This is a genomic window from Faecalibacterium sp. An122 (assembly GCF_002160895.1).
Classification (GTDB): domain Bacteria; phylum Bacillota; class Clostridia; order Oscillospirales; family Ruminococcaceae; genus Faecalibacterium.
Map to the genome: position 1 here is coordinate 47,773 of NZ_NFLL01000016.1, position 16,155 is coordinate 63,927.

Genomic DNA, 16,155 nt, shown 5'->3' on the forward strand with positions numbered 1-16,155 from the left:
GCAGGCAGCGCCTCGGCTGCGCAGCCAACTACAGCTCCCTGTTTCATCCACCGGATGCGGTCGCTGCCGTTGCCTGCGGCACGGTACGATGCAAACCACCTCAAAGCCTGATATTCTGACCCACAGAAAAGCTCTACAAAATCACAACTCCCCGTTCCTGCAAAAGGAGCGGGGATTTTTACTTCCCCCAGCCCTGCGGGCTTTCCTCTTGCGCTTAGCCAATTTTCCCAGCGGGCGGCAACGCGCCCTTGTGAAAATTGGAGTGCTGCGCCAAACACAGAGTCCGTTTTCTATTGTCGACGTTTTCCAAACAAAAAACAAACGCTTAACAATTAAAATATATAATAAAAATCTCCGCCCCTGTGGTAAGCAGAAGCGGAGATCCTATATTTATGAAACTTTCCCATGGACCTGAAAACAGCGCGCCGAACCAAAAGATCGATTGGTTCCGCAAAAACGCCGGACTTACTGGGGCGCAGCCCGGGAACTTCCTAAAGCGGCTGAAACCTCGTCGCCGGCAGGGCCTTGTGAGGACCACAGCAGTCAGCGGTACCAGGTGAAAAGTTTTTTGCCTACTTTTTTTCAAAAAAGTAGGTCAGTGGGCGGGGTTGAAATCGGTGGGGGAGACCCAGCCGCCCTGGTCCAGGACCTGGCGCATGATGCGGATGACGCCCTGATCCCAGTGGGGCGGGGCCAGGAAAGATACCCGGGCCCGCAGATCCTGGCTGCCATTGGCCATCAGGAACCCGTATTTGGCGGTGCAGAGCATTTCGGCGTCGTTGTAGGTATCGCCAAACGCCATCAGGTTGGCCGAAGTCAGGTTCAGGCTGCGTCCCAGCGCCCGCAGGGCGGCGCCTTTGTCCACGCCCCGGTTCATGATGTCCACCCAGTTGGCCCCGGCTACCGCCACCGAGAACCGCTCTCCGTACAGCTCGCCGTAGATCTTGTCGTAGGCCTCCTGGGAATTGCCCCGGGGCAGGTAGATGGTGTACTTGTCCGCCGGGACGTCCAGAACTGTCAGGTCGTCCACATAGGTCACGCGGGTGTAGAACTGGCCCAGCACCCGGGCATAGCTCTGGTACTGGCGCTCCACATAGGCGCTCTCCAGCCCGCACAGGACACCGATGTCCCCCGCCTCCCGGGTGGCAATGGCCATTTCCCGATAGTCGGCGGTGGGCATCCGGGACTGGTAGATGTCCCGGCCCCGCCAGCGGATGGCTCCGCCATTGTCCCCGATCAGGGCCATGCGGTCCCGCAGGTCGGGGAACATGGCTTCCAGAGTATAGAGGGGCCGGCCGCTGGCCGCGGCAAAGTAGATCCCCTCCTCTTCCAGCGCCCGTACCAGCTCGGTAAAGCCTTCGGGCAGCTGTCCGTTTTCATCCAGCAGGGTGTAATCCATATCTGAGGCGATCAGGCCGATGTGGTCGCGGTCCATAGCGTTTGCCCCCAAACCATCTTTTTCTCTTTGTGACGCGCTTGCAGCGCGCTGATTATCCCATGTAGCTGATATTCAGATCCAGGCCGCTGCTGCTCACGCCGGTCAGCTTGCCGGTACAGCTGCCCTGCCACATATCGCAATCCATGGCGGGGGCGCTGATGCCGTAGTGGGCGTTCCAGATGCGGTAGCCCTTCAGGGCCGACAGGTCCAGATGATTCTGGAACCAGCTGGTGGACGCATACACGCCGGGCTCATAGCCGTACTTCTTCAGCTCTTCGCAGAAGGCCACGGCACAGGCGGTGCGCTGCGCCTTGGACAGGTTGTCGGCGCGGCCGGTGTGGGAGGAGGTGCTGTACTCGCTGTCGAAGTAGACAGGGTAGTCCAGCTTGCGGCCATTCAGGACGTAAGCGCAGGCAAATGCCTCTTCCCGTGCCTCATCCTCATTGATGGCCTGGCTGAAAATGTACACGCCCACCTTCAGGCCTGCGGCCTTGGCTCCGGCGAAATGGTTTTCGAACATGGAGTCCAGCACCAGGGCGCCGGTCTCATAGCCGCGGTAGCCGATGCGGATGATGACAAAGGAGGCGCCGGCCGCCTTGACTTTCTTCCAGTCCACCTTCTGCTGGTAGCGGGAAACGTCGATGCCGAAGGTCACATTGTCCTGACGGACGCCCTTGGCGTCGAAGTAATAGATCTTGTCGTCGATGGTCTGCAGACCGGTCACCTTTTCGTGGGTGACGGGGTCATAATAATAGGTCTTGCCGCCCTCGGTGCGCCAGCCGGAATAGGAGGGCGTCTCTTTCTCGGGGAACAGCCAGTTGAACAGCCAGTTGAAGAACCAGGTGAAGCAGTTCTCTTTGTCCCAGTCGATGCTCTGGTTCTCCAGCATCAGGTTGAATTCCTCGGGGGTCAGGGTGATGCGGCCGTTGCTGTCCGGGGTGATGGTGGTGGCCTCATACCGGGCCTGGAGGGGGTCCTCGGCGGCCAGGGCGCTGTCCATCTCCTGCCAGACGTTCTCGCCGTCGGTGGCGTAAACCACCGGCACTTCCATCTCGGTCAGGCCGTTTTCTTCTTCCAGCACCGGCTGATTCACCGGCTCAGCCGCCGGGACCTCGGGCTCCACCGGCTCGGCGGCGGTTTCCACATCCTCCGCCGGGGCGGCGTTGGTATCGGTCACAGGCTCGCTGTCCTGGGGTGCGGCAGCGGGCTCCTCCGCTGCGGGCTCCTGGGGCTGCACGGCCGGTTCGGCGGGTTCTTCCGCCGTCTCGGGGGCAGTCTCCTTCACCGGCTCAGCGGCCTCCGAAGCGGCCTGCTGGCTCTCAGACACCTGGTCCTCATCCTCAGCAGCCGGTTCTTCGGCGGCCTGCTCCGGGACGGTGTAAAGGTCGTTTTCCTCATCATATACCGCCGCGGGCTCCACCAACAGGGTCTGCGGCTCAAAAATGGACGCCGCATACCCTGCGGCACCCGTCACAGTGAGGGTCAGAGCAATGACCAGTGCGGCTACGCATTGGCCCAGATCGCGGCCCCTTCCTGATTTTCTTGAAAACAAGGTCGAAATCTTTCGTCTCATTCCGTTTCGCTCAGCCTCCATAACATCCAGAAATTATGTTTTAAGTATACACCAGAATGCGCTCTGCCGTCAATCTTTAAAGGGGTCCGCCAGACGCTCCCGGGAGCGTCCCGGCTGCCGGCCGGGTTTCACAAGACAGAGGCTCACTGGGAGTAAAACGCTTCCGGAGACAGAATTATTGCACGTTTTTCCGGCAATTTCTGGCATATCGCCCAATTTTCCGGCGACATCTTGTTGTCTTGACACCTGTATGATATACTATGAGCCATCTGATGCAGAACATTTGCGGGCCGGAGGCCGGCCCTTGGACCGGAAAGGCGGTAGGAAGATGGAAAATGTGAAAGATTTCTTAAAACGCAAAGATATTGTCATCACCCCTCAGCGCTACCTGATTGAGGCTCTGGGCGCCATGGCGCAGGGCCTGTTTGCCAGCCTGCTGATGGGCACCATCCTGAACACCCTGGGCCAGCAGCTGGGGGTGGAGATGCTGATTACCATTGGCGGATACGCCTCGGCCATGAGCGGCCCCGCCATGGCCTGCGCCATCGGCTGCGCCCTCCACGCCCCCAACCTGGTGCTGTTCAGTCTGGTGACGGTGGGCTGGGCCTCCAACTCTCTGGGCGGCGCCGGCGGCCCTCTGGCGGTGCTGCTCATCGCCATTGTGGCGGCTGAGCTGGGCAAGGCCGTCAGCAAAGAGACCCGCATCGACATTCTGGTCACCCCGCTGGTGACCATCTTTTCGGGCGTGGCCCTGGCCCTGCTGATTGCAGCCCCCATCGGCGAGGCCGCCAACCGGGTGGGCACCCTGATTATGTGGGCCACCGAGCAGTCTCCCCTGGTGATGGGCATTCTGGTGTCGGTGATTGTGGGCGTGGCCCTGACCCTGCCCATTTCCTCGGCGGCCATCTGCGCCGCCCTGGGCCTGACCGGTCTGGCCGGCGGCGCCGCAGTGGCGGGCTGCTGTGCCCAGATGGTGGGCTTTGCGGTGATGAGCTACCGCGAAAACGGGGTCGGCGGCCTGGTGAGCCAGGGCCTGGGCACCAGCATGCTCCAGATGGGCAACATCGTCCGCAACCCCCGCATCTGGATCGCACCCACCCTGGCCAGCGCCATCACCGGCCCTCTGGCCACCTGTCTGTTCCACTTTGAAATGAACGGCGCCGCCGTCTCCTCGGGTATGGGCACCTGCGGCCTGGTGGGTCCCATCGGGGTGTACACCGGCTGGGTCAGCGATCTGGCCTCGGGGGCCAAGGCGGCTATCACCTCCTGGGACTGGATCGGGATGCTTTTGCTCTGCTTCGTGCTGCCCGCCGTTCTCAGCGTTCTGTTCTGCGAGATCGAGCGCCGGATGGGCTGGATCAAGGAAGGCGACCTGAAGCTGAACTGAGCCGTCTCTCCACACTCCCTTTTGTAATAGCGGGCGGCGTTTTTCACCGCTGGTTACTCCCTGCACCATGCCTTCCCGCCCCTGCCCGGCCTCCCGGTCGGACGGGGGCTTTTTTGCGCCGGACAGGCGGGTCCCGGCGGCCTGCTCCTTTTGCGGTTGTTTTGTATAATTTTGCAGTTATATTCCAACGTGGAGAAAACAAAATTCTCCCTCTGTTTTTTCTCATTTTTGGCATTTCTCGCACCGTTACGACATTTTTTCTATTGTTCACAAAAAATTCATACACGCCTCATAATCCGTCTCTATTTTTTTGGTACAAGATTAGTGAACTTCCTGCCAGCTGCATACAAAGCAAAAAACAGAGCTTTCCGCCCATTATGCAGAAATTTTACCTGTCAGCCGAGAAAAACATAGAAAAACATCTGGTCAAGACACGCGGAATATGCTATACTTGCTTTGTCCGCAATTCGGCCGGCACCGGGAGGGTTCCCAGCCGGCACAGGCAGGGCGTATCAACGCAGTCAAAGCAGCCGGTTTCCGGCCGGCAAGGAGACGGAAAGGAATTGTGTAAAACATGAAGATCGGATTTACCGAGCTGGTGGTCATCGTGATCGTGGCGTTCGTATTCATCGGGCCGAATCAGCTGCCTGAATACGCCCGCAAGCTGGGCAAGATGCTCCGCGACCTGCGCAAGTACACCAGCACCGCGTCCAAGGATATTCAGGAGAACATCGTCGAGCCCCTCAACGAGATCCAGCAGCCCATCAAGGAGGCCATGTCTCCCCTGACCGACATCAAGAAGGACCTGGACAACAGCGTCAAGGACGTGACCAAGAGCTTTGCCGGCATCGGCAAGACCAGCAAGGCGGAAGTTGAGGCCCAGGCCGCCGTCGAGGAGCCGGTGGAAGAGCTGGAGGAGCTGAGCGAGGAGCCCGTCGAGGCTGCCGCCCCCGCCGCCCCTGAGACAGCCGCCGCACCCACTGCGGAAGCTGCTCCCGCCGCCGAAGCTGCCCCTGCCGCAGCGCCCGCCGAGGCCGCTGCCCCTGCCCAGGCTGCCGAAACCCCGGCTGACCCGGACAAGGCCCCCGCTGACCCCGAAAAGACCGCTGCGTCGGTCTGAGGCAGTCCACCAACCAAGCAGCAGGCCGCAGAATGCGGCTGTGTAGAGTAGTGATACGGGCCCAAAGCCCGGAAAGCAAAAAGGAGTAACAGATTATGCGTATCGGTACCACTGAAATAGTTATGATCCTCATTGTCGTCCTGATCATCTTTGGACCCAAGAACCTGCCCAAGCTGGGTAAGATGTTCGGCCAGACCATGAAGGGCTTCAAGGAAGGCATCGACGACGAGGACGAGGACGCCTCCAAGAAGGCTGAGACCAAGACCGAGAGCAAGAACAACGAGGAGTAATTGTGGCCACGAACATTAAGCACAGAAAAGGCACTAAGGCGGTGGACCCGGAAGGGAATATGACCCTGAGCGGCCATCTGAAGGAACTGCGCAATCGCGTGGTGATCTGTGCGGTCATCTACATCGTGGCGGCAGTCGGTTTCCTGACCATTGCCGATCAGCTGATCAACTTTCTGACAGCCATGGCGGATGGAGCGTACAACTTCATCTCCATCGATCCCCAGGAAAAACTGATCCAGTATTTCCGCGTGGCTCTGATCGCAGCACTGGTCGTCACCATCCCCTTCATCGCCTATCATGTATATGCTTTTGCAAGACCCGGCCTGAAGAAAAGCGAGAGCTTCTTCTTTGGTCTGGTTCTGGTGATGGGCCTGGGCCTGTTCGTGGTGGGCGTCATGTTCGCCTACTTCATTTCGCTGCCCTTCATGCTCAACTTCATGGGCACCCTGGAAGGCGCAGATTACATCGTTCAGACCACCAGTATTGCAAGCTACGTCAGCTTCTGCATCACCATCTTTTTGATCTTCGGTGCAGTGTTTGAAATGCCCCTGGTCGTCATCATCCTGTCCCGCATGGGCATTGTCAGCCCTGAATTCATGCGGAAGGCACGGGGTGTGATGATCGTTCTGATCTTCTTTGTGGCGGCGGTCATCACCCCGCCCGACATCGTTTCCCAGACCATGGTGGCCTTGCCCATGTGCCTGCTGTATGGTATCAGCACGGTCCTGTGCAAGATCTTCTACAAGAAGCCCCTGGCCGCCGACGACGAGGAAGAAGAGGCCGACCAGGACGACGAGGACTGATTCCCTGCGCCTCATCCCATCTTGAACAAGCAAAAACCCGGCAGACAAGCGGTTTACACCGCCGGTCTGGCCGGGTTTTCTTTATGTTGTCTCGCTTTTTGCCGCCGACCGGCCCGCCACCAGTCCGGACCCAAAGGCCCAATGGAGATTGAAACCGCCGCAGCTGCCGGCGCAGTCCAGGGTCTCTCCCACAAAGTAGAGGCCTCTGCACCCCTTGAGCTGGAAATCCGGCTCCACCTCTTTCAAAGAGAGGCCGCCGCCGGTGGTCTGGGCCTGTTTCCAGCCGCAGAGGGTGGGCTGCTCAAACCGCCAGCCCTTGCAGACCCGGGCCAATGCCTGCCAGCCCGCTGCCGGAACCCGGTCGGGCGAGGCCGCCAGCCCTGCATCGGCCCAGAGGGCCTCTCCCAGCCGCTGGTCCAGCAGGCCCTGCCAGAACGCGCCGGGGTCAGGCAGATGGGCGGCACGGCGGGCAAACCATCCGGCCAGGGCATCGGCTTCCTGTTGGGGGAAAAGGTCCAGGGACAGCACCGGCCGGACCGGCCCCCGTCCCGGCGCCAAAAACCCCGACAGCTGCATGACGCAGATGCCCGACAGGCCGTAGTTGGCGAACTGGATTTCCCCTTCTTCCCGGGCCAGCGGGGTTTCCCCGTCCAGCAGGGTGACCACGCCGCGGGCCCGCAGGCCCGACAGCTTCTGCATCCGGGCCGGGTCCCCGCAGCGCAGAGGGGTCAGGCAAGGGTAAAGGGGTTCACAGGCCCCGCCGCACCGTTTGGCCAGGGCAGGCCCAAAGCCGCCGGTGCCGAACTGGGGCCCGGCGCTGCCGCCCAGCGCGCAGATGACCCGGTCGGCGGTCAGGAGGCGCTTGGCGCCCCCTTCCTCCACCTGGACGGCATAGCGGCGGCCCTTCTGCCCCAGCTCCAGAATGCGGCAGCCGGTGCGGCAGGAAATTCCCAGCCGCTCCACCCACCGCAGCAGCAGCCCGGTGAGGTCGGCGGCCTGATTGGAATAGGGATAGAGGCGGCCCTCCTCGTCGGCCCGGGTCACCAGCCCCAGCTCCTGGAACCAGCCCAGCACGTCCGCCCGGCCGATGCCTTCCAGCAGGGCTGCCAGCTCCCCGGGCGAGGCGGTAAAATACCGCCGGGGATCGCTGCTGGCCTGGTTGTCCAGGTTGCAGCGGCCGTTGCCGGTGGCCAGCAGCTTTTTGCCGGGAGCGGGGTTCTGGTCCAGCAGGGTGACCCGCACCCCTTTGCCCCCGGTCTGGGCCGCCCCGATGGCGGCCGCCAGGCCCGACGCCCCCGCGCCCAGTATCAGAATCTCTTTCATCTCGCCTGCCCTCCCGTTGTCTTGGTGGGTTCAGTATAACACAACCCGACGGGGTTGACAAATCCTTAAACCTGGTCCCGCAGTTCGGTCATATCGGCCCAATACCGCTTGGGACAGTGGTTCATCCGGCCCCGTTCGTTCCGGCGGCCGGCAATGGCCAGGGTCTCATAAAACTGTTTCCACAGCCGCTGACACTCGGCCTCGGCGGCGTCCGGCTCCGGCAAAGTCAGGGGCGCGGACAGCTTTTCCAGCCGGGTCTGGCCCCCCTGATGGAGCAGCACCTCGCTGTGGGACGCATCATAAATCAAAAAGTCCTCCCCGCCGATGCGGGCGCAGAAAAAGGGCCGCAGCAGGGGGAGAACATGGTTTTTGGGGTGAACCACCGCGCCCAGCATCCCGCCGCTCTCCTCAAACCGGACGAAGCCGCGGAGTTTTTCCGCCTCCCACTGGACGTTTCGCTCCAGGTTATTGACGGCGGCCACTTCGGGGCGGCCCAGCTGACGCAGGGCACCCGGCCCCACCGAAAAGGCATGGTGCAGGAACCGGAGCAGCACCAGTTCTTTGTCCGCCTGCCCCGACAAAAACGCCACGGCCACCTTCTCGCCGGCGGCAGGGCCCAGTTTGGCCCGGATGCCGCGGCGGACCCGGGCCGCCCGCTCAGGGTCGGTAGGGATATCCCGCACCGGGCAGAGTGAGGGCTGTTCCGCCTCGGGGTCCCAGATGGCAAAGGGCAGTTCCCGCCGGGCAAAGCTCTCAAACACACAGCAGAAAAAGCCCGCCAGACTGCCGTCGTAGCTGTAGATAATATCCGCTTCCCTCAAAGGGCGTTGACCAGGCATCGGACCGCCTCCTCTTTCACCAGCCGGCCCGCCAGCTGAGGCGGGGTGCCCTGGGCGGCCAGCTGCTGGACGGCGGGCGCGCTGAACAGGCTCAGCTGTTCACAGCCCGCGTTGAATACCCCGGGATCAATGAGGGCGTGGGCGATCCGCTGCCGCCGGGCGGCGCCGCGGCCTCCCTGGGCCCCGGTGAAGCCCCGGCAGGTGATGAAATATTGAGCCCGCTTGAGGACCACGCCCATCCGCTTGAGTTCCTCCAGGCCCAGAGAGCCCTGGCGGCGGGCGGTGCGGATCCGCTGGGCGCTCTTGACCCCGATGCCCGGCACCCGCAGAAGCATTTCGTAAGGGGCACGGTTGACGTCCACCGGGAACAATTCCAGGTGACGGATGGCCCACCCGCACTTGGGGTCCAGGTAGGGGCTGAAATAGGGGCTGGACTCATCCAGAATCTCATCCGCCCGGAACCGGTAAAACCGCAGCAGCCAGTCAGCCTGGTACAGCCGGTGCTCCCGGACCAGAGGCGGTTTGGTGTCCAGGGCAGGCAGGCGGCTGTCCTCGGTCACCGGGATATAGGCCGAGTAAAAGACCCGCTTGAGGCTGTATTTGTGGTAGAGGCCCTCGGTGAGCCGGAGAATCTGGTAGTCGTTCTCGGGGGTGGCCCCCACAATCATTTGGGTGCTCTGGCCCGCCGGCGCAAAGGCCGGCGCATGGCGGTAAAGGGTCATGGCCTCCCGGCTGGCGGCGGCCGAGGCGGCAATCTGGCCCATGGGGCGCAGGATATCGCTGCGGCCCTTGTCGGGGGCCAGACGTTTCAGGCTGCCCTCGCTGGGCAGTTCAATGTTGACGCTGAGCCGGTCAGCCAGGCAGCCCAGACGCTGGATCAGGGCCGGGCTGGCGCCGGGGATGGCCTTGGCGTGGATATAGCCGTGAAAGCCGTATTCCTCCCGCAGAAGCCGCAGCACCTCGATCATCCGTTCGGTGGTATAGTCGGCGCTGCCCAGCACAGCGCTGGACAAAAACAACCCTTCGATGTAATTGCGGCGGTAAAAGGCGATGGTCAAGTCGGCCAGTTCCCTGGGGGTGAAGGTGGCCCGGGGCACATCGTTGCTGCGGCGGTTGACGCAATAGGCGCAGTCAAAGGAACAGCAGTTGGTCATCAGCACCTTCAGCAGGCTGACGCACCGCCCGTCGGCGGTGAAGGCGTGGCAGCATCCGGGCGCATAGCAGCTGCCCAGGCCTCCCGGCCCGCTCCGGCGGCCCGAGCCGCTGGAAGTGCAGGCCACATCGTATTTGGCGCTGTCCGCCAGGATGGTCAGCTTTTCCATCACCGACTGTTCCATGATTCACTCCCCCTGACCGGGGCGGCTCACCACTTGGTCTTGGTTTCCACCACCCGTCCGGCAATGTGCAGTTGGTTCAGGTCCTCGCCCTTGATCACCAGCTCGCTGTAATTGGGGTTGAAGGGCTGCAGCACCACACAGTTTCCCCGCTGAATATAGCGCTTGAGGGTGCCTTCGCCCTCATCTCCATAGATGATGACTCCCAGGTCCCCGCTCTCCAGGGTGTCCTGGCGGTGGACCAGAGCCAGGTCGCCGTCCTGAATCCGGGGCTCCATGCTGTCTCCGCGGACCACCAGATAGAAATAGTTGGCCGGGTCCTTCACCCGGGCATACTCTTTTCCGTAGTCCTCCTCAAAGGCCAGGGCGCCATATCCGGCCTTGACGGTGCCGATCACCGGGATGAGGCTCTCGGCGTAGCCGCCGAAAAACCGGCTCTCGGTCTCGGTGAGGGCGGCAGCGGGCCGGTACAGGCCCAGCAGATAGTCGGCGGTGGTGCCCAGAATCCCGGCAATGCGCGCCACGGTGGAGGGGTCGGGAGAAGATTTTCCGCTCTCCCATTTGCCCACGGCCTGCTGGGTCACCCCCAGTTTTGCAGCCAGTTCGGCCTGGCTGAGCCCCTGCTTTTTGCGGCACTGTTTCAGCAACTCAGAAAACGACATGGAAAACTCCCCTTTGCTCATCGGCATTACGCCGGTTATTGATGGTTTTATTATACAACCAAAAAGTGTCCATGTAAAGAGCATCTTCCAAAAAAATCAAATAAAAGTTGTATTTGCTCTTGACAACGACCAAGTTATGGTTTATCATAAAAGCGTAAGAACAACTTACCGTTGTCCACGTGGTTGTGGATCTGTGCTGAGGAGGTATCTTGGATATGAAGTGCATGTTTTGGAAGTGCTCCATTCTGGCAGCAACCCTGGGTATCCTGATGGCGCTGGGCGCCCTTGCAGAAGGCACCCTCGGGCTGGCGGCGACTGCCGCCTGCATCCTCGGCGCAGTGTATGCCATGCGCTGGTTCTGGGCCATGGAACAGCGGGCGGAACGTCAGGCCGCCCGCCGCCGCAAAGCGCGCATTGTCCCCCGAAGCGCCTCCGACCGCTCTTCGGCAACCTGTCCGCGCGATACTTTGCAGGCCGCATCCTGACCCTTTTCCCATAAAAACACCCCATCCGCCCCGCGCACAGAGCACGGAGGCGGATGGGGTGTTTTGTGTTTATCTCAGGAAGAGATGGCAGGAATCAGAGGGGTTGAACGCCAAACCAGCCCTGAACGGTGCGGAGAATCTTCTCGGGGATGGTCAGGGGGCGGGGCACATTGACGGCCACATCGGTGCCGGTGCCTGCGCCTGTGCCGGGCGCAGCCGAGCCGGTGACCTCCAGGCTGACGTTGCTGAAGGTCACGCTGCAGTTGCGGGAGACATAGAAGCCCACATAGATGTAATCGGAATCCACCGCGGTCAGGGGGTAGTCAAAGCCCGCCGAAGCCGGGGCATTGGCGCCGTAGGTGACGGTATAGCCGTCGGCGGTGCCCACAATCTTCAGGTCCACCGTATCCCCTGCGGTGTAGACGTTCTGGGCGGCGGGACCATCGTACAGTTCGCCGCTCTTGCGGCCAAAGCCGCTGAACGCGCCCTGGTTCCGGGTGCCGGCGGCCACATAGTCGCCCATGGTCTCGGGAACATAGGTGTCAATGTACAGGTCATCCCGGGCCATCAGGCCGAAGGACACCTGGTTGTTGGCAGCCATGCTGTGGACGGTGGCGGTGGCCGACAGGGTGAAGGTGGTTCCGGCGGGGAGCTGGACATAGTACATCATCAGGCCGTCCGAGCTGCCGGCAATCTTGCCGCGGTTGTTGGCCACACTCAGGGTGATGGAGCCGTCGGCGTTGACCTGGGCGGTGAAATCACCGCCGCTGATCTTGTCCTGGCCGCCCACATCGCCAAAGACGGTGCCGTTCCACACACGGCCCGAGGCGTCGGTGTAAGCGGGCCAGAGGGCGCTGGCGGCGGCGGGGGCCTGGTAGCTGCTGACCTCATAGTCGGGGTTGGCGGCGTCGGCAAAGTCGGCCTTGTAGCTGGGCTGGGACTTATTGCGGCTGTAGGCCTTCAGGGGGCTGTCGGCGTTGGCGATGAGCCAGGCGTTCATCTTGGCGCCGTAACTGTTGGTATGGGTCTTGTCCAGGCCGGTGGGGACCAGGGTGACGCCGTCGGCGGCATACTTGGCGCCGGTGAAGGCGTGCATCCACTGGGCGTCCTCACCCATTTTGACGTTCAGGTCCCGGGTGAGCTGGGTCAGGTCGATGCAGGGAATCCCCAGCTGGGCGCACATATTGCGGATGGACTGGGCGTAGTCGCCGCCCTCAAAGACGTTGCCGTAGGCCTCCACCGTCTGGGTGACATGGCCCGACTCGCCGCTGTAGCTCTCGGTGGTGTTGTCATCGGTGAGGCGGACAATGGGGGTGCAGACAATGGGGGTGACGCCGGCAGCCAGAGCCGGCTGGATGTAGTTCACATACAGGCTGTTGGCAAAACTGCCGGGGGTGGTGTAGTCGCCGTTGGGGTTGGTGTAGCGGGCGGTCTCGGTCTTTTCGTCGTTGTGGCCGAAGCCGATCAGCAGGAACTGCTGGGTGTCGGAGGCGGTGCCCATGGCCGGGACCTTGTCGCTGCCCTCCAGCAGGGTCTTGTAGCTGTCCATGGTGAGGAAATCCTTGCTGGACGCGCCCGACACCGCCAGATTGTAGACGTTGGCGTTGAGGTAGTTGTCCAGTTCCTCGCCGTAGCCCTCGCGGGGCAGGTAGTAGTCGTCCTCAAAGCCCGAGACGGTGGAGTCGCCCACCACCCAGATGGTGGCCTTGTCCGGCTCGGACTGGCCCCAGGCCTCGCCGCCTGCGCCGGCATTGCCGCCGGTAAAGCTCTTGCCGATCTGGTTCAACAGGAGCAGGCCGTGCATATTGATGGAGCCGTCGGCGTTGCGGGTGGGCTCACAGCGGGTGTTCAGGTTCCAGAACCAGAAGCGGGACACCTTGGTCTCGGAGGAAGAGGTGTTGTGGCTGGACTGGGTCTCGGTGTCCCAATAGTAGTTGGTCCGGCCATAAATAGCGGTGCTGGACTGGCCCTGGGGGCTGAGCTGCTCGCCAATGTCCTTGCCATCGGTGCGGAAGGACAGGACGCCCTCCGCCTCATAGCCGGTGACGGCGTTCTTGTCGCTGGTGTACAGGGCCACGTTGTAGCTGCCGTTGTTAAAGCTGGTGGAGTTGTAGACCTTGATGTCCAGGCCCGAGTTGGAGTCAATGCCCTTGGCCTTGTTCTCATAGGAGATGGAGTTCTCCAGGACGTGGGCGCCCGCCATGTTGGAGCCGCCCATCTTGAAACCGTTGCCGTTGCCGGCATCCATCTGCCGGGCCTTGGAATCAATGGTCAGGGTGCCGTTGGCGTCGCAGGAAACCGAGGCAAAGGTCCAGTCCTTCTCGGTGCTGTCGGGGGTCACCTTGATCCAGCCGTTGCGGTAGGCCACGCAGTTGCGGATGGTGGTGGCGCCGATGGAGCCGGTGGCCACCTTGGCGAAGAAGTCCCAGCCGTCGTCGGCGTTGTAGGCGGCGATGCAGCCGTCAAAGACGTTGCCCTCGCCGGTGGTGAGCTTGGCGGCGAAGCCGTCGGCGTCCTCCATCTGGGAGTCGGCGTTGTTCATGGAAGAGCAGTTGCGGATGGTGTTGTAGCTGGGCCACTGGGCGATGGTCTCGGCCGAGGAGCCCGACACCTGCAGACCGGTGTTGCCGTTGTTGTAGAAGTTCATCCGTTCCAGGGTGCACCAGCTGCCGGACAGCTGCATGCCCTTGGAACCGTCGGCGGTGTTGGTGACGTTCACAAAGCTGACGTTCCAATAATTGCCCCACAGCTCAAAGCCGGTGCCGCTGCGGCCAAAGTCCAGAATGGCATAGCCGTTGTCGCCCTTCAGGGTGATGGGCTGCTCGGCCGAGCCATTGCGGCCGCGGGAGACCTTCAGCAGCTTGCCGCTCAGGTCGTAGCTGCCGGGCTGCAGCAGAATGGTCTGGCCTGCGGCGGCGTAATCCAGAGCGGTCTGCAGGTCCACGGCGTCCTCATAGCTGGAGCCGCCGTTGGTGCTCTGGCCGGCAGGGGTGACGTAGACGGTGCTGCCGTTGCCCACGGTGCGGACGCTGACCGTCTTTTCAATCGAGGCGGTGTCGTAGCTGTCCAGCACCTCAAAGGCCGAAATCTTATAGGCCGGGTCGGGGGTAAACTCCACCCGGAAGGTGGTGGTCCCGGCGATGGGGTAAGTCCGGGCCAGATCGGTATTGGCGGTGACGGCCAGGCCCTGCTCCAGCAGGACGCCGTCCTGATACACGTTGGCGGTGCCGTTGGCGTTGGCCTTGAACACCAGGGTGTAGCTGGTCTCGGCGGCGGTGGCCGGACTGGTGATCTGGTAGTCGGTGGGAACCTTCTCCGCCTCCTGGGGATGCCAGCCATTGGCGTTCCAGGCGCTGGTGGTGAAGGTGATGTTGGAATAGGTCACATTCATACCCCGGGCTGCTGCAAAGCCCACATAAGCGGTCTTGTCCTGCACCATCATGGGATCATTCAGCTCGCTGTAGGCCGAAACGCTCTCGGCGTTGGGGTCCTTGGCGGGGATGTAGAGGGTATGCTGGCCCAGAACGCTGCCGGTGGTGCCGTCGGCATTGATGGCATACTGGGTCACGATGTAGGCGTAGTCGGTTTTTTCCAGGCTGACGCGGTAGGTGTCGCCCTGCTTGATGGTGGCGCCGTTGGGATCAAAGCCCTGACGGTAAACCTTGAGGGCGTCGCTGTCGATTCTGGAAGGGTCGCTGATGCCGGTATAGCTGCGGACGCCCACCATATCCTTGGTCTCGCTGGAGCCGTTCATGGCGTCGTAGGGCAGTTTGGTGCCGGTGACCGACACCAGATTGGACTCAAAGCTGGCGGATTCGCCGGTTTTGCCGATGGCGTCCCGGATCATCAGGGCGAAGCCTTCCTGGCCGTCGGGAGTGGGGTTGACGTAGTCGATGGTGACATCGGCCTGAAGGTAGAAATTCTCCTTGCTGGGGTCAATGGTGGTGTAATAGAGGCTGATGCCGTCGGCAGGGTCGGACGAAACGAACTTGCCGCCCTTCTTGTTGATGGTGCCATCCTCGTTGTAGGTGCAGGACGTCATCACAATGTTGCCGTTGATGCCGTTGTCCGCCTGGACGGTGTTCAGGCTGTCGCTGGTGGACGGACCAAAATAGGTAAACGTCCAACTCTTGTCTGCGCTGTTCTCCGCACTGGACGGTGCCGCAGCCAGCGCGGACGGCATCCCGCTGACCATCATGGCCGCCGCCAGCAGTGCCGACGCCAGCCGACGCCCGCGCCCACGGCGCGGTGCTCTCTGTTTCCTCATTCCTTAATTCCTCCTTGCCGCCTGACCAATGCAGGCCTTGCATCTTCCCTGCTGCCGCTTTCATTCGGTATGCGCGCAGCAGGGCTTGTATACATTTATCATACAGCATTTGTGTCTTTTTGCAAGAAAAACTTGTATCCAAACCCTAAAATTGGCAAAAAGCACATTTGCGGCAAAAATTCTTGGCTATTTTCACAATCAAAATCCCACTTGACAAATAGGTTTCTCCTCCGCTTTTTCGAGAAAAAGCTTGGCAAAAAGCTTCACTGTGTACCATCAAGTTGCCGGGTCTCCGGCACTTCCGCGGGACCGTTACGCTCCGGCTCGCTCCCGGCGTTCGGAGCTGCGCTCCGGTACGATGCAAACTGCCTCAAAACCTGGTTTTCTGACCCACAGAAAAGCGCCATCTTGTGGTGCCCTGAATTTTCTGCGCATCAAGCATGATGCTTGAAAATTCAGACCGCAGCGTCAAAGGCTGAAACACAGGGTTCATTCTATACACCGGATAGTTCCTATATAACAAACAATGCGAGGGCCAGCTCGTGAGAGCCGGCCCTCGCAGAGGGACCCTATCTTTCGTGACGCAAAAGTTCTTTTGTTTTGGTGCGATCAACAACAGAAGGAATAGTGGTTA

At 61.5% G+C, this 16,155-nt stretch carries 12 protein-coding genes; 5 read left to right on the top strand and 7 right to left on the bottom strand.

Going from position 1 to position 16,155, the window contains the following annotated elements:
* Positions 1–595: 595 nt before the first annotated feature.
* Positions 596–1,435: an HAD family hydrolase gene (locus B5E67_RS10350; protein ID WP_087385176.1), complete on the bottom strand. Its 840-nt coding sequence runs from the start codon at positions 1,433–1,435 to the stop codon at positions 596–598.
* Positions 1,436–1,490: 55 nt separating this feature from the next.
* Entirely contained in the window at positions 1,491–3,011 is a 1,521-nt protein-coding gene (locus B5E67_RS10355; protein WP_087385178.1) for a GH25 family lysozyme, read from the bottom strand.
* Positions 3,012–3,339: 328 nt separating this feature from the next.
* On the opposite strand from B5E67_RS10355, the gene B5E67_RS10360 reads away from it, so the two are divergent.
* The 4 genes from B5E67_RS10360 (at position 3,340) to tatC (ending at position 6,611) form a co-directional block, all read left to right on the top strand.
* Positions 3,340–4,398, top strand: a complete 1,059-nt coding sequence (locus B5E67_RS10360; protein ID WP_087385180.1) for a PTS sugar transporter subunit IIC — start codon at positions 3,340–3,342, stop codon at positions 4,396–4,398.
* 574 nt (positions 4,399–4,972) lie between these two features.
* Entirely contained in the window at positions 4,973–5,518 is a 546-nt protein-coding gene (gene tatB, locus B5E67_RS10365) for a Sec-independent protein translocase protein TatB (protein ID WP_087385182.1), read from the top strand.
* A 95-nt stretch (positions 5,519–5,613) separates the two neighbouring features.
* Positions 5,614–5,808: a twin-arginine translocase TatA/TatE family subunit gene (gene tatA / locus B5E67_RS10370; protein ID WP_087245950.1), complete on the top strand. Its 195-nt coding sequence runs from the start codon at positions 5,614–5,616 to the stop codon at positions 5,806–5,808.
* Between the two features lie 2 nt (positions 5,809–5,810).
* The gene (tatC, locus tag B5E67_RS10375; protein ID WP_087385184.1) at positions 5,811–6,611 is read left to right on the top strand and encodes a twin-arginine translocase subunit TatC; all 801 of its coding nucleotides are present in this window, start codon (positions 5,811–5,813) and stop codon (positions 6,609–6,611) included.
* Positions 6,612–6,692: 81 nt separating this feature from the next.
* Here tatC and B5E67_RS10380 read toward each other — a convergent pair whose 3' ends face one another.
* The 4 genes from B5E67_RS10380 to B5E67_RS10395 all read right to left on the bottom strand — a co-directional run bounded on the left by B5E67_RS10380 (position 6,693) and on the right by B5E67_RS10395 (position 10,769).
* On the bottom strand, positions 6,693–7,934 hold the full coding sequence (locus B5E67_RS10380) for an aminoacetone oxidase family FAD-binding enzyme (protein WP_087385186.1): 1,242 nt from the start codon (positions 7,932–7,934) through the stop codon (positions 6,693–6,695).
* Positions 7,935–7,999: 65 nt separating this feature from the next.
* Positions 8,000–8,773, bottom strand: coding sequence for a TIGR03915 family putative DNA repair protein (locus B5E67_RS10385; RefSeq protein ID WP_087385188.1), 774 nt, complete (start codon positions 8,771–8,773; stop codon positions 8,000–8,002).
* Positions 8,752–10,110, bottom strand: coding sequence for a putative DNA modification/repair radical SAM protein (locus B5E67_RS10390; RefSeq protein ID WP_087245958.1), 1,359 nt, complete (start codon positions 10,108–10,110; stop codon positions 8,752–8,754). The genes B5E67_RS10385 and B5E67_RS10390 overlap by 22 nt, the downstream gene beginning before the upstream one ends.
* A 26-nt stretch (positions 10,111–10,136) precedes the next feature.
* Positions 10,137–10,769 carry an XRE family transcriptional regulator gene (locus tag B5E67_RS10395; RefSeq protein WP_087385190.1) on the bottom strand — a complete coding sequence of 211 codons (633 nt, stop codon included), beginning with the start codon at positions 10,767–10,769 and terminating at the stop codon, positions 10,137–10,139.
* A gap of 215 nt (positions 10,770–10,984) precedes the next feature.
* Here B5E67_RS10395 and B5E67_RS10400 point away from each other — a divergent pair, with 215 nt between their 5' ends.
* Positions 10,985–11,254 (top strand): hypothetical protein, encoded by a 270-nt coding sequence (locus tag B5E67_RS10400; protein ID WP_087385192.1) that lies wholly within the window; start codon positions 10,985–10,987, stop codon positions 11,252–11,254.
* 94 nt (positions 11,255–11,348) lie between these two features.
* Here B5E67_RS10400 and B5E67_RS10405 read toward each other — a convergent pair whose 3' ends face one another.
* On the bottom strand, positions 11,349–15,521 hold the full coding sequence (locus tag B5E67_RS10405) for a right-handed parallel beta-helix repeat-containing protein (RefSeq protein WP_087385194.1): 4,173 nt from the start codon (positions 15,519–15,521) through the stop codon (positions 11,349–11,351).
* Positions 15,522–16,155: the final 634 nt, after the last annotated feature.